This window comes from Umezawaea tangerina (assembly GCF_003002815.1).
Classification (GTDB): domain Bacteria; phylum Actinomycetota; class Actinomycetes; order Mycobacteriales; family Pseudonocardiaceae; genus Umezawaea; species Umezawaea tangerina.
Map to the genome: position 1 here is coordinate 308008 of NZ_PVTF01000012.1, position 13700 is coordinate 321707.

Below are 13700 nucleotides of genomic sequence, written 5' to 3' on the forward strand. Positions count from 1 at the left end.
GCGTCGGAAAACCGGGGTCGAACTGCCGACTCCCCGGCGGCCTCGCCGGAGTCTCCGGAGGAGCGACCAACAACACTGTCGGACCTGTGAAGCACAATCACAGATGTGCTGGTAGCGGTGGTTGCGGAGGGTGACAACGGTGGCAGGGTGCTGTCGTTGTCCGACAAGGGTGAGCCCGAGGGGCGTGCCCTCCGAAGCGACGACCTGAGCGGCACGGTGGCGGAGCTGGAGGCGGCGTCCCACCCGCGCTGGATCTGGGCGAGCACCGGTGAGGTGTACCCGGACCTGCTGGAACGCGGGGTGCGGGTGGAGCGCTGCCTCGACCTCGGCCTGGTCGAGGGGCTGCTGCTGGGGTACCTGGGCAGGCACCGCGAACCCCGTGGTCTGGCGGCGGCGGTCGCGCGGCTCAAGGGCCTGGAGCCTCCGGAGGACCACGGTCCGCGCAAGCGCGAGGCGCAGCCGACCCTGTTCGAGCCCGAGCAGGAACGGTTGCCGGGCGGCACGGACCCGCTCGACGCCGTCGTCGCCGTGCACGCCGAGCAGCAGCGGACCCTGGCCGCCCAGCCGCACGCCGACCGGTTGCGGCTGCTGGTGGCCGCCGAGTCGGCGAGCGCGCTGGCGGCGGCCGAGATGACGCACTTCGGCCTGCCGTGGCGGGCGGACGTGCACGAGGACCTGCTGGTCGAGATGCTGGGCCCGCGTCCGCTGCCGGGTGCGCGGCCGCGCAGGCTGGCCGACCTGGTGGACCGGATCACCGAGGCGTTCCACGGCAGGGCGGTGAACCCGGACAACCCGGCGAACATCGTGCGGGCGTTCGCCAGGGAGGGCATCGACATCCCCTCGGCGCGGGCGTGGGTGGTCAAGGAGGTCGACCACCCCGCCGTCGCGCCGATCATGGAGTACAAGGAGCTGTCCCGGCTCTACGTGGCGCACGGCTGGTCGTGGCTGGAGCAGTGGGTGAAGGACGGCCGGTTCCGACCGGACTACGTGGTGGGCGGTGTCGTGTCGGGCCGGTGGGCGACCCGCGGCGGCGCGGCCCTGCAGCTCCCCCGCACGCTGCGCACGGCCGTCCGCGCCGATCCGGGCTGGATGCTGGTCGCGGCGGACGCCGCGCAGCTGGAGCCGAGGGTGCTGGCCGCGCTGTCCGGCGACCGGAAGCTGGCCGAGGTCGCGGGTGACGACGACCTGTACACGAACCTGGCGGGCGACGCGTTCGACGGCGACCGGGGGCGGGCGAAGATCGCGATGCTGTCGGCGATGTACGGCGGCACGAGCGGTGAGGCCGGGCCGCTGCTGGCGGTGCTGCGCCGCCGCTTCCCGGACGCCGTCGGGTACGTCGAGGCCGCCGCGCAGGCGGGCGAACAGGGTCGGATGGTCCGTTCGAGGTTGGGCCGGACGAGTCCGGCACCGTCGGATTCGTGGCGCGAGACAACCGGGAACGCCGACGGCGACGAGGACTCCGAACGGCGTTCGCGGCGGGCCTCGCGGGAGTGGGGCAGGTTCACCCGGAACTTCGTCGTGCAGGCCAGCGCGGCGGACTGGACGGCCGCCCTGCTGGGTGCGTTGCGGCGCAGGCTGAACCAGCGCGCGCCGGGCGCCCACCTGGTGTTCTTCGTGCACGACGAGGTGCTGGTGCACTGCCCGGCGGAGGTCGCCGAAACGGTCCGCGCGGAGATCACCGCGGCGGGCGCGGAGGCCTCGCGGCTGGTGTTCGGCGACACCCCGGTCCGGTTCCCGCTCAAGGCCGTCGCGATCTCCAGCTACGCCGACGCGAAGTAGGCGTTGCGCCGATCGGCTGCTTGCACGTTTCAGGTGAGAGCGCTCTCATAGGCACCAGCACCACACCCGAGTGACAAGGAGGTCACCCGCGCATGGAGCTCACCCCGACTCGCAGACGACGGTTCCTCGCGGCCGCCGCGGCCATGCTCGCCGCCATCCCGGTCGTCCTCGTGGCCACCGCCAACGCCTCCGTCCCCACCACCCCGGCAGGCTGGTCGCTCGCGTGGAGCGACGACTTCAACGGCACCGGCGGCACCCTGCCCTCATCGGCGAACTGGACCGTCGACCTGGGGCACGCCTACCCCGGCGGTCCGGCGAACTGGGGCACCGGTGAGGTCCAGAACTACACGAACAGCACCGACAACCTGAAGCTCGACGGCGCGGGCAACCTGCGCATCACCGCGCTGCGCGACGGGTCGAACAACTGGACGTCGGCGCGCATCGAGACCAAGCGCGGCGACTTCCGGCCGCCGTCGGGCGGCAAGGTCGCGATGGAAGCGCGCATCCAGATGCCGAACGTCACCGGCAACGCCGCACTCGGCTACTGGCCCGCGTTCTGGGCGCTGGGATCGCCCTACCGCGGCAACTACTGGAACTGGCCCGGCATCGGCGAGTTCGACATCATGGAGAACGTCAACGGGATCAACTCCGTGTGGGGCGTGCTGCACTGCGGCGTGAACCCCGGCGGCCCGTGCAACGAGACCACCGGCCTCGGCGCGAACCGCGCGTGCCCCGGTTCCAGCTGCCAGTCGGCGTTCCACACCTACCGGTTCGAGTGGGACCAGAGCTCCAGCCCGCAGGCGTTTCGCTGGTACGTCGACGGCCAGCAGTTCCACAGCGTCACGCAGAACCAGCTGCCCGCGGACACGTGGGCGAACATGACCAACCACGCGGGCTACTTCATCCTGCTGAACCTGGCCATCGGCGGCGCGTTCCCCAACGCCCTCGCGGGCTCGACCCCCACGGCCGCGACGGTGTCGGGCCACTCGCTGGTCGTCGACTACGTCGCCGTCTACACCGCGGGCGGCGGCGGCACGACCCCGACGACGACCACCACGACGCCGCCGAGCGGCAGCGGGTTCGACGCCTACAGCAGCATCCAGGCGGAGAGCGCGACCTCGCGCAGCGGTGGCACGGTCGAGACCACCAGCGACACCGGTGGCGGCCAGGACGTCGGCCAGATCGCCAACGGCGGCTCGATGCGCTTCTCCGGGGTGCGGTTCGGCAGCACCACGGCGACGCAGTTCACCGCCCGCGTCGCCTCCGGTGCGGGCAGCGGTGTCAGCGGTCTGGTCGAGGCCAGGCTGGACAGCCCGTCGGGCGCGGTGGTCGGCAGCTTCGCGGTCGGCAACACCGGCGGCTGGCAGAGCTGGCGGACCGTCCCCGCGAACATGTCCGGCGTGACCGGGACGCACGACGTGTACGTGACGTTCACCAGCGGTCAGTCCTCGCCGTACGTGAGCGTGAACTGGATCAGGTTCGGTACCTGACAAGGCTTGTGGCGGGCCGCGGACGACGTCTTCCCTGCGCGGCCCGCCACTCCCCAGCGCTACCGTGGACGGGTGCGCTACCGCGAACGGCCCGCGCTCGGCGGCCGCGGTCTGGTGTGGACGAAGACGACGTCCGCACCGGGTGTCGGCCGCGTCGTGCCGGACGGCTGCACGGACATCATCTGGTCGCGCGGCACGAACTCGCTGTTCGTGGCGGGTCCGGACACCGCGGCCCACGTCGGCGAGTCCCGGCCGGACACCCTGTTCGCGGTGCGGTTCGCCCCCGGTGTCGGCCCGTCCGCGTTCGGCGTTCCCGCGCACGTCCTGCGCGACCTGCGGGTGCCGTTGGAGGAGCTGTGGCCGGACACCCCACGGCTGCTGGAGGCGCTCGGCACCGCCGAGGACCCCTGCGCCGTGCTGGCGGACGCGGCGCGCGCCAGGCTCCGCGAGACCCCGCCGGACCCGGCGGTCGACGCGGTCGTCGCGGCGGTCCGTGAGCACAGCGTGCCGGAGGTCGCGGACCGGCTCGGGATCGGCGCCCGGCAGCTGCACCGGAGGTCGCTGGCCGCGTTCGGCTACGGCCCGAAGGTGCTGGCCCGCGTGCTGCGGTTCGACCGGGCGATGGCGCTGGCGTGGGCCGGGGTGCCGTTCGCCGACATCGCCCACCGCACCGGCTACGCCGACCAGGCCCACCTCTCGCGCGAGGTGAAGGACCTGGCGGGCGTGCCGCTCGGCGTCCTGCTCAGTCCGTAGGCAGCCGCGTCGCCTTGGCGGGACCGGACGTCAGCGGCGGGGGCGCAGCGCGTCGCGGTTGAGCTCGGCCGGGCTGCGGTGGCCGGACAGGCCCAGCGTCAGGTCGAAGTCGGCCAGCAGGCCGCGCAGCACGTGCCGGACGCCCACCTCGCCGCCGTGCGCGAGCCCGTAGGCGTACGGCCTGCCGACCAGCACCGCCTTGGCGCCCAGCGCGAGCGCCTTCACGATGTCCGCGCCGGTCCGGACGCCGGAGTCGAACAGCACGTCGACCTGCTCGCCGACCGCGTCCGCGATCTCGGGCAGCGCCTCCAGCGAGCCGATCGCGCCGTCGACCTGCCTGCCGCCGTGGTTCGACACCACGACGCCCTGCACGCCCGCGTCGACGGCCTTGCGCGCGTCGTCGGGGTGCTGGATGCCCTTGAGCAGGATCGGCCCGTCCCAGTGCTCGCGCAGGAACGCCACCTGGTCCCACGACTTGTCGGTGCCAGTGTAGAGCTGCACCCAGCGCAGGATCGCCATCGGCAGGTCGTCCTCCGGCGACTTCTCCAGGCTCGCCCGGAACGCCGGGTCGGAGAACGGGATCGCGGTGCCGACCGCGCGCAGGAACGGCAGGTAGGCGCGGTCGAGGTCGTTCGGCCGCCACGCCAGCGTCCACGTGTCCAGCGTGACCACGAGCGCCGTGTACCCGGCCTTCTTGGCCCTCTCCAGCGTGCTCACGCACACGTCCGGGTCGTTGGGCCAGTACAGCTGGAACCAGCGCGGCCCCTCCGCGCTCGCCTCGGCCACGTCCTCCAGCGCGTGCGAGGAGGCGTTCGACAGGATCATCGGCACTCCCAGCTCCGCCGCCGCGCGCGCCGTGGCCAGCTCGCCGTCCGGGTGCAGGATCGACTGCACGCCAACGGGTGCCAGCAGCACCGGTGCTGGCATCTCGGTGCCCAGGACGGTCGTGCCGAGGTGCCGCGTCGTGGCGTCGGTCAGCATCCGCGGCACGATCCGCCACTCGTCGAACGCCTCCCGGTTCGCCCGCACCGTCGCCCCGGACCCCGCCCCACCCGCCACGTACCAGAACGGCCCCGGCCCGAGCCGTGCCCGCGCCGACTCCTCGAGCGCACCGGGCTCCGTCGTGAACGGCGGCACCTGCCCCGCGAGCCCTTGGAGGTAGATCTCGTTCTGATACCCGGCGAAGGTCATCCCGGCAGTCTGCTACCGCATCCCTGGCTCGTCCAGCCGGCCCGCGTGTTAGGGGTGCTCAGCAGGCGGTTAGGGGTACGGGTGGCGCGCGGTCCGTCGTTAGGTTCGGCGGGTGGACGGGTCTGGTGGTGGGGTGGGGGCGGAGGTCGACGAGGAGCGCGCGAGCGCGCTGCCCGCGTTGGCGTGGCAGCCGATCAGCGTGGTCGCGAGCCTCATGGGCACGGTGATGCTGATCTTCAGCAGCAGGCTGGGCTACTTCGGTGACGAGCTGTACTTCATCGGGGCCGGGTCGCGGCCGGACGTGAACTTCGCGGACCAGCCGCCGTTGGTGCCGTGGCTCGCGCACGTGATGAACGACCTGGGCGGCGGGTCGCTGGTGGTGCTGCGGCTGCCGTCGGTGCTGATGATGATGGCCGGTGTCGTCGTGACGGCGCTGATCGCGCGGGAGCTGGGCGGTGGGCCGGGGGCGCAGCTGATCGCGGCGGGGGCGTTCGCGGTCTCGCCGAACTTCCTGATCGGCGGCACGCTGCTCGCCACCTCGACGGTCGACCCGCTGCTGTGGACGGTCGTCACCTGGCTGCTGGTGCGGTGGGTGCGCGGACGCGACGACAAGGTGCTGCTGTGGGCCGGTGCGGTGACCGCGGTGGGCATCCAGGCCAAGTACCTCATCGCGGTCCTCTGGGTCGTCGTGCTGGTCGGGGTGCTGGTCGCCGGTCCGCGTGAGCTGCTGCGCCGCCCGCTGCTGTGGGTCGGCGCGGCGATCCCGCTGGTCACCGGACTGCCGGGGTTGATCTGGCAGGCGAACCGCGGCTGGCCCGGCCTGGAGATGGTCGGGGTGGTCAGCCAGGACGTGGCGCGGTTCGAGGGCGGCCGGGTCGGGTTCGTGGTCACGCTGCTGCAGAACTCCCTGCCGATCGCGGCCGGCGCGCTGCTGTTCTTCGGGCTGTGGCGGGTGCTGCGCTCACCGGGCCTGCGGGAGTACCGGTTCCTCGGGTGGGCGGTGGTCCTGCTGGTCGCGCTGGTGTTCGCGCTCGGGCTGCGCATGTACCACGTGGTGGGCCTGTTCGGCGTGCTGTGGGCGTTCGGCGCGGTCGAGGTGGAGCGCACCGGGGTGAGCAGGTGGTTCCGCTGGATCCCGACCATGCCGGTGTTCCTGGTGTCGGCGTTCCTCGCGGTGTTCGTCGCGCTGCCCTGGTACCCGGAGTCATGGGTGAAGGACGACGACCTGCTGAACTCCGGCAGGCTCGGCTGGCCCACGGTGGCGGGCGCGGTGGCGCTGGCCTACCACCAGCTGCCGCCCGAGCAGGCCGAGCACACCGCGATCGTCACCAGCGTGTACTGGCAGGCGGGCGCGCTCGACACGTTCGGCCCCGACCTCGGCCTGCCCGCGCCCTACAGCCCCAACCGGGGCTACTACTACTTCGGCGCGCCACCGGACTCGGCGACGTCCGCCCTGCTGGTGGCGCCGGACCGGACGATGCTCGACGGGCACTTCGACACGGTCACCAAGGTCGCCGACATCGAGGTGCCGATCGGGTTCCCGCAGCTCAACAAGGGCCTGTCGGTCTACCTGTGCGAGGGTCAGGTCGAGCCGTGGTCGAAGATCTGGCCCGGCCTGCGCACGATGGTCGCCTAGCCGTCCGCCCGGCCGCACCCGCACGGGGCGCGGCCGGACGGGGGCGCTAGACGCGGACCGGGACGCGGCCGAACAGCCGCCGCGGCAGCAGCCAGGCCAGCTTCTCCGACCGCAGCACGGCGAGCGGTCCGACCACAGCCAGCAGCAGCACGTACCCGGCAACGAACGGCGCCACCCGCGCGTCCAGCCCGGCGGCGACCGCCATCGCGGCCAGCACCAGCGAGAACTCGCCCCTGGTCAGGACGGTCAGGCCGATGTTCACCGCCTCCTGCCGGTCGAACGAGTGCAGCCTGGCCGCGAAGGCGCCCGCGGCCAGGTTCAGCGCGATCGTCAGCGCGACGGCCGCGAGGACGGGCAGCACGACCGTGCCGATCGACCTCGGGTCGATGCTGAGCCCGAAGATGAAGAAGAACAGGGCTCCGAACGCGTCGCGCAGCGGCAGCACGAGCCGGTGGATCCGCGGCGCCACCTTGGACCCGCCGAGCACCATGCCGACCATGAACGCGCCGATCGCGTCGGACACGCCGAGCTCGTGCGCGACCGCCGCGCCGGTGACCGCGACGCCGACGAAGCACACCACCAGCAGCTCGTCGTCGGCCGAGCCGAACAGCCGGGTGACCACGCGGCCGCCCCAGCGGGCGATCGCGGCCAGCACCACCAGGAACGCGAACGCCTTGCCGAAGTCGAGCAGCGCGTACCCGAAGCTGTTGGCACCGCTGAGGACCGGTTGCAGCATCGCGAGGTAGAGGGCGAGGAACACGTCCTCGATCACGATGATGCCCATGATCAGCCGGGACTCGGGGCTGCGCAGGCGGTTCGCCTCGACCAGCAGCTTCGTCACGATCGCCGAGGACGAGATGCCGATGGCGCCCGCGATCACCAGCGCCTCGCGGGTGCCCCAGTCGAGCGCGAACCCGAACGCCAGCCCGCCGCCGATGTTGAGCAGCAGGTAGCCGAACCCGGCCACGACGAGCTTGCGGCCGCCCGCGACGAGGTCGTCCATCGAGAACTCGAGGCCGAGGTAGAAGAGCAGGAACACCAGTCCGAGCGCGGAGAGCACGCCCATCTCGGCCGGGTCGTCCACCAGGGCGATGCCGGGTGTGTTGGGGCCGAACAGGATTCCGGCGACCATGAACAGCGGGATGGTGGGGAGTCCTATCCGGACTCCCGCTCTGGCGATGAGGCCGGCGGCGAGGAACGCGCCACCGACGGCGAGCAGTGCGTGTGAGGTCATGGGGTGGCCTCCAGGGTCGAGTGCCCGTGGTCGTGCCGCGCGCGGCGCCCCGGTGGGGGCACCGCGCGCGGGCACGCGGGCGTTCGGCTTGCTAGACGACTGCGCCGTTGGCGGCGCGAGAACGCGGCTTGGCGCGCACGGGCGCGCGGCGGCGGGTTCCGGGGTACTTCGACTGCAGGGCGATGGCGACGGGAGCGGCGGTGACCACGGTCGACGCGGTGCCCGCGACGAGGCCGACGAGCAGCGCGGTCGCGAAGTCCGCCAACGAGCCGTCGCCGAGCACCAGCAGCGCGGCGAGCACGAACAGCACGCCGATGCCGGTGTTCACGGTGCGGGGCACGGTCTGCAGGACGGCGGAGCTGACCACGGCCGCGTAGGACTGCTTGCCCCGCGACCTGGCCAGCTCGCGGACCCGGTCGAACACCACCACCGAGTCGTTCACCGAGTACCCGATGACGGTCAGCAGCGCGGCCAGGAACACGCCGTCGGCGGTCTTGCCGAGCCACCCGAACACGCCGACGAGCACCACCACGTCGGTCACCAGCGCGACCACGGTGGCCACGCCGAGCCGCCAGTCGAACCGGACGGCGAGGTAGCCCAGCTGCGCGGCGACCGCGATGGCTAGCGCGATCACCGCGTTGCGCCGCAGCTCCGAGCCGAGGCTGGGGCCGATCAGCTCGTTGCTGACCTGCTGCGCCCCGCCGGTCGCCGTGGACACGACGTCACCGACCCGCGCCGCAGCGGCGTCGTCGATCGGCCCGGTGCGCACGGACACGCCGTTCTCGCCGGAGGTCGCCACGACGGCGTCGCCGAAGCCCGCGTCGGCGAGCGCGGTGCGCACCCGGCCGGGGTCGACGGTCTGCGCGGCGGTGTAGTCGAGCATCCGACCGCCGGTGAACTCGACGCCGAGGTCGAGGCCGCGCAGGAACACCCCGGACAGGCACAGCACCGCGAGCACCGCGGCGGCCACCAGCCAGCGGCCGGGTCGGCGGAACAGCTCACCGCCGCGCGCGACCAGCCAGGTGCGCACGCGGCCGAGCGTGTGCAGGCCGCTCAGCGCGGGCCTGCGTTCGACGAACCGGCTGCCCAGCACCAGTTCCAGCAGCACGCGGCTGAGCACCAGCGCGCTGAACATGGACGCCAGCACACCGATCGACAGCGTGACCCCGAAGCCCTTGACCGGCCCCGTGGCCAGCCAGAACAGGAGTCCGGCGGCGAGCAGCGTCGTGATGTTCGAGTCGGCGACCGCGCTGAGCGCGCCGCGGAACCCGCCTTGGACGGCCTTGAGCATCCGCCCAGCGCGGGCACCCCTGGCCGCGTACTCCTCACGGGCGCGTTCGAACACCAGCACGTTCGCGTCGACCGCCATGCCGATCGCCAGCACGAACCCGGCCAGCCCCGGCAACGTGAGCGTCGCCCCGATCGCCAGCAGCGCCGCGTACGCCACGGCCGCGTACCCGACGAGCGCGCCCACGGCCAGCAGCCCGGCGAGCCGGTAGACGACGATCAGGAAGATCCCGGTCAGCGAGATGCCGATGATCGCCGCCCACGCGCTGGCCTCGATGGCCTCCGCGCCGAGCGTGGCGCCGACCGTGCGCTGCTCGATGACCTCGACCGGGACCGGCAGGGCGCCCGACCGGATCACCAGCGCCAGCTCAGCCGCCTCCGCCTGGGTGAACGAGCCGGTGATCTGGGTGCTGCCACCGATGATCCCGGTGCGGCAGGCCACGTCCGTGCCGACCTGCGGTGAGGACACGATCTTGTTGTCCAGCACGAAGGCGATCTGCCGGGTGGGGGTGCCGATCGGCGAGCAGGCCGCCTCCGCGGTCAGGCGTTGCCAGGTGCCCGGCGCGTCGCCGCGGAACTCGATGGAGACCTCGTTGCCCGCGCCTCGTTGGCTGATCGAGGACTGCGCGCCCTTGATCCCCTCACCGGTCATCGCGGCGGGCCCCAGCAGCAGGGGCACGCCTTCGGGACTCGTCAACGCGACCTGGTCGGCGGCCGCCTCGTCGCCCGCGCCCACGACCGGGTGCACGGTGAGCTGGGCGGTCCGCCCGAGCACTTCGACGGCTTCCGCCGGATCTTGCACGCCGGGAAGTTCCACGAGGATGCGGCGTTCACCCGAGCGAGCCAGCACGGGCTCGGCCACCCCGAGTTCGTCGACCCTGCGGCGGAGCACTTCGAGCGAGCGGTCGGTGGCTTCGCCATCGGCCTTGGTGGTCGGGGAGTCCTTGGTCTCCAGGACGATCTGGGTACCACCACGGAGATCAAGACCCAGTTGGGGTTGGCTGGTGAGCAGCAGGAAAGCGGACGCGGCGAGAACACCGAAGGACACGATCCCTCGGACAAGCAGATCTCGCCGCGCGGAAGTGCGCGGCATGACAGGAGGACCTTCCGGGCAGGAGCGGTGTGGGGGACGGCTCGACTACGCGGAAGCAGGTGGGGCGCGATCACCCAGAGGCGTCGTGCTCGTGGTCTCCGGGGCGCGGTGGACTCGTTGGGCCGCGTCGAGGAGGGGGCGCAGGGGTGGAGGCGGTTGGACGCGCGGAGCGAGGTCCGCGGGGGTGATGTGGGCGACCCCGGATCTCGTCGTGGCGCCGGGGAGGTGGGCGGCCTGGACGAGGGAGGTGACGGCGGAGGAGTGGAGGTCCGGTGCGTCGGAGTGGGGAGCGGCGGCGACTAGGAAACCGGCGATCAAGGCCAGGATGGACAGCAGCGCGCGCTTGGACATGGGACCTCCCCTCGGGGGTCAGGTTACAGACCGGGGGTGGGGGGTCGGGTTCCTGGAAATGTCGTACCTCGGTCGTAGGGTGTGTGTTAGGGGGTCTTCACGGGTGGGGGACGCCTGGTTTGGTGTGGGTGGTGGGGGTTGTGAGTTGGTGGGCCGATCTGGCGGGGCTGGGGTCTGGCGGGCCGGGGTGGCGTGGCTGGGTTCCCGGAAATGTCGTACCCCCGTCGTAGTGTGTGAATCGGGGGGTCTTGCGCGATGGGGGACCTCTGGGTGGGTGTGTTCTGGGGCCCCGCGAGGTTGTGTGGCGTTGGGCCCGCGGGTTTTAGGGAGCCTCCACCCCGCTCGCCGAGTGTTCTAGGCTTGCCACACCTTGTCAAGACGATAAAGCCATCTTGACAAGCTGCGTCAAGCCCAGAGCGGCTTCGGATCGGGGTGCAGGGTAGGTCTGGCTGGCGCCAGCATCGGGCTGCGCCCGACAGGGCATCCTCGGCTGCGCCGTTGGACAGGGCATCGAGCTTCGCTCGACAAGGCATCGGCTGGCGCCGACAAGGCCCCAGGCGCTCCGCGCCGGATGCGCGCTGGCGGGCTGCGCCCGACGACGGATCCTCGGCTGCGCCATCGGACAGGGAAGGCATCCTCGCTGCGCGTCGGACAAAGCTGGTTAGCGGCGGGGTTTGCCTTGGCCGACCAGGACTACGACGCTGCCGGCTACCAGAGAGATGATCCAGGCGAAGACGAGTGGTTGCATGGTGGTGGCGCCGAGGAAGAGGGCGGTGGTCCAGGCGGTGAGCAGGAGCAGTGTGACTGCGAAGAGCACAGTCACGGTGGCCAGTTTGGGGCGGTGGCGGGTGACTCGGTAGAGCGCGAGGCGTTGGGTTTTGCGGGCGAACAGGACTGTTCTGCCCACTAGTGCGAGGGTGCCGAGGACCAGCAAGCCCGAGAACCAGCCGAGTAGTGGGGTTGGGCGGGGCATGCCGGCGAAGAGGAGTAGTAGGCCGCCGGAGACCAGGAGGGCGGCGACGCGGGAGGCCACTTGCCAGGCGATGGCGTGGGCGGCGTTGAGGACTTCCTCGGGAAGTGGGCCCGACGTGGCGGTTGGGGCACCGGCGGCGCCTCCGCCGCGTTTGCGGCGGACGGTGGCGAGGTTGGCGCGGATGTCGTCGTCGGTGGGGTCGAGGCGGAGGGCGGTGCGGTAGGCGCGTTCGGCGGTGCCCCAGTTCCGGGCGCGGAGGGCGGCGTCGCCGAGGACCTGGAAGGCGCGGGCCTCGGTGGGAGCGAGGCGGGTGGCGTGGTGGGCGACGTCGACGGCCTCGGCGCGGGTGGTGGGGTCGGCGGCGAGGACCTCGGACAGGACGACCTGGCAGCGCCAGTCGGTGGGTTTGCGGCGGACGGACTCGCGGGCGGCGACGACGGCCTCGGACTGCCTGCCGAGCTCGCTGAGGGACAGCGCGGCGAGGCGCTGGGCCCAGGCCTGGTCGCCGTCGAGGACGAGGGCGCGCTTGGCGGCGTCGAGCGCGGGGTCGGGTTCGCCCGCGTCGAGGTGCGCGGCGGCGAGCCTGCACCAGGCCTCGGCGTGCAGCGGGTTCGCCACCAGCGCGGGCCGGAGCAGGTCGATCGCCTGGCGGGGTTTGCCGGAGGCGGTGAACTCGGCGGCGCGGACCAGCACGGCGGTGATCGACTCGGACATCACACCTCCCGGATCGCCGACCAGTGTGACAGCGCCGTTTCGCCACCACGATCAGGTGATCCAGCCAAGACGCATCGGCACACGATCCGCCAGGTTTCAGCAGAGGTCCGATCAATGTCCACCCGAACGGGTAATTCGCGGTGCAACTACCCTCAGTCATCCGATGATCGTCACGCGTCTCGAACGGTAGCCGAAAACCTCCTTTTGTCCGAACGCACAGCGACCGGATGGCCTAGTTCTAGACCGATCCGTCTCCTTTAACAGTCACAATCTGTTGCGATTTGGCCATTTTTCCGCCATCCAGGTGACTGAGTGAGAGCTTCATGCGACGCTGATGCGGCTCGGCACCGCCGCCTGCCGGGAACCAAGAACATTTTCGTTCCGGTCCCGTCACGGCACCGACCCACCCGCGTCTCACCCCCGCGAGCGCACGGATTGGTCCGAGCACCCGTGACGAGCTATTGGAGGTTGGGGGCCGTGAGCACTGGCAAGGAATGGCAGATCACCTGCCGCGACATCGCATCCCGCAGACGCGACATGACCGTGTTCGTCAGCCAGGGCCACGTGGTGGTCACCGTGCCGCCGGGCGAGGCGGCCGTGCTGACCCCGTTGGAGGTCGGCCGACTGCGCGCCGCGCTGCGCGACGCGGTGGTCAACGCCTCCGGCACGCCGGAAGCGTGATCGTCCGACCCGGCGGCCCGGCGGACCTCGGCACCGTGCTCGGCCTGCTCGACGAGGCCGTCCGGTGGCTGGTGTCCCGGGGCCGCACCGGGCAGTGGGGCGATGCACCCTTCTCGACGAGCCCAGCGCGCGTCGAGGCGCTCCAGTCCTGGTCGGACGACCTGCACATCGCTGAACTGGACGGCGTCGCCGTGGGGGCGCTGGCCATCGGGCCCGCGCCGGAGTACGTGCCGCCCGTGGTCGGCCCGGAGGTGTACGTGACCGCGTTGGTCGGCAGCCGTCGTGGTCGCGGCTCGGGCAGGCTGCTGCTGGAGCACGCGCGCGCCGAGGCGGTCGCGCGCGACGTGGACCGGCTGCGCGTCGACTGCTACGCCGGTGGCGGTGGCGCGCTGGTCGCGTACTACGTGTCGGCCGGGTTCACGCCGACCGCCACGTTCACCGTCGAGGGCGACTGGCCGGGCCAGGTCCTGGAGATGCCCCTGCGGGGGTGAAATCCACCCGACCTCTTCCTACTCGCG

At 72.0% G+C, this 13700-nt stretch carries 11 protein-coding genes; 6 read left to right on the top strand and 5 right to left on the bottom strand.

Annotated features, from left to right (window positions below):
• Positions 1-105 precede the first annotated feature (105 nt).
• The 3 genes from CLV43_RS35375 (at position 106) to CLV43_RS35385 (ending at position 4022) form a co-directional block, all read left to right on the top strand.
• Entirely contained in the window at positions 106-1779 is a 1674-nt protein-coding gene (locus CLV43_RS35375) for a bifunctional 3'-5' exonuclease/DNA polymerase (RefSeq protein WP_106192922.1), read from the top strand.
• A 92-nt stretch (positions 1780-1871) separates the two neighbouring features.
• A complete protein-coding gene (locus tag CLV43_RS35380) occupies positions 1872-3269 on the top strand; it encodes a carbohydrate-binding protein (RefSeq protein WP_106192924.1) in 1398 nt (465 codons plus the stop codon).
• Between the two features lie 72 nt (positions 3270-3341).
• A complete protein-coding gene (locus tag CLV43_RS35385; protein ID WP_106192926.1) occupies positions 3342-4022 on the top strand; it encodes a helix-turn-helix transcriptional regulator in 681 nt (226 codons plus the stop codon).
• Positions 4023-4052: 30 nt separating this feature from the next.
• Here the strand turns inward: CLV43_RS35385 and CLV43_RS35390 are convergent, their stop codons facing one another.
• Complete coding sequence (locus CLV43_RS35390) at positions 4053-5213, bottom strand: lactate 2-monooxygenase (protein WP_106192928.1); 1161 nt, start codon at positions 5211-5213, stop codon at positions 4053-4055.
• A 112-nt stretch (positions 5214-5325) separates the two neighbouring features.
• Here CLV43_RS35390 and CLV43_RS35395 point away from each other — a divergent pair, with 112 nt between their 5' ends.
• The gene (locus CLV43_RS35395; protein WP_146175023.1) at positions 5326-6849 is read left to right on the top strand and encodes a glycosyltransferase family 39 protein; all 1524 of its coding nucleotides are present in this window, start codon (positions 5326-5328) and stop codon (positions 6847-6849) included.
• Between the two features lie 46 nt (positions 6850-6895).
• Here the strand turns inward: CLV43_RS35395 and CLV43_RS35400 are convergent, their stop codons facing one another.
• The 4 genes from CLV43_RS35400 to CLV43_RS35415 form a co-directional block, all read right to left on the bottom strand.
• Positions 6896-8083, bottom strand: coding sequence for a cation:proton antiporter (locus CLV43_RS35400; RefSeq protein ID WP_106192931.1), 1188 nt, complete (start codon positions 8081-8083; stop codon positions 6896-6898).
• A 91-nt stretch (positions 8084-8174) separates the two neighbouring features.
• Entirely contained in the window at positions 8175-10463 is a 2289-nt protein-coding gene (secD, locus tag CLV43_RS35405) for a protein translocase subunit SecD (RefSeq protein WP_106192933.1), read from the bottom strand.
• A 45-nt stretch (positions 10464-10508) separates the two neighbouring features.
• Positions 10509-10814 (bottom strand): hypothetical protein, encoded by a 306-nt coding sequence (locus tag CLV43_RS35410; RefSeq protein ID WP_106192934.1) that lies wholly within the window; start codon positions 10812-10814, stop codon positions 10509-10511.
• A gap of 661 nt (positions 10815-11475) precedes the next feature.
• Positions 11476-12501 (bottom strand): tetratricopeptide repeat protein, encoded by a 1026-nt coding sequence (locus CLV43_RS35415; RefSeq protein ID WP_106192935.1) that lies wholly within the window; start codon positions 12499-12501, stop codon positions 11476-11478.
• Positions 12502-12978: 477 nt separating this feature from the next.
• Here CLV43_RS35415 and CLV43_RS49675 point away from each other — a divergent pair, with 477 nt between their 5' ends.
• Together CLV43_RS49675 and CLV43_RS35425 are read left to right on the top strand one after the other, a co-directional pair.
• Positions 12979-13182 (top strand): hypothetical protein, encoded by a 204-nt coding sequence (locus CLV43_RS49675; RefSeq protein WP_106192937.1) that lies wholly within the window; start codon positions 12979-12981, stop codon positions 13180-13182.
• Positions 13179-13673: a GNAT family N-acetyltransferase gene (locus CLV43_RS35425; protein ID WP_106192938.1), complete on the top strand. Its 495-nt coding sequence runs from the start codon at positions 13179-13181 to the stop codon at positions 13671-13673. Before CLV43_RS49675 ends, CLV43_RS35425 begins: the two co-directional genes overlap by 4 nt.
• The last annotated feature ends 27 nt before the right edge of the window (positions 13674-13700 follow it).

What these genes read in the sequence shown, in the direction of transcription:
- CLV43_RS35410 (WP_106192934.1), bottom strand. Translation starts at nt 10,814, where the DNA reads ATGTCCAAGCGCGCGCTGCTGTCCATCCTGGCCTTGATCGCCGGTTTC.
- secD (WP_106192933.1), bottom strand. Translation starts at nt 10,463, where the DNA reads ATGCCGCGCACTTCCGCGCGGCGAGATCTGCTTGTCCGAGGGATCGTG.
- CLV43_RS35390 (WP_106192928.1), bottom strand. Translation starts at nt 5,213, where the DNA reads ATGACCTTCGCCGGGTATCAGAACGAGATCTACCTCCAAGGGCTCGCG.
- CLV43_RS35400 (WP_106192931.1), bottom strand. Translation starts at nt 8,083, where the DNA reads ATGACCTCACACGCACTGCTCGCCGTCGGTGGCGCGTTCCTCGCCGCC.
- CLV43_RS35380 (WP_106192924.1), top strand. Translation starts at nt 1,872, where the DNA reads ATGGAGCTCACCCCGACTCGCAGACGACGGTTCCTCGCGGCCGCCGCG.
- CLV43_RS35415 (WP_106192935.1), bottom strand. Translation starts at nt 12,501, where the DNA reads ATGTCCGAGTCGATCACCGCCGTGCTGGTCCGCGCCGCCGAGTTCACC.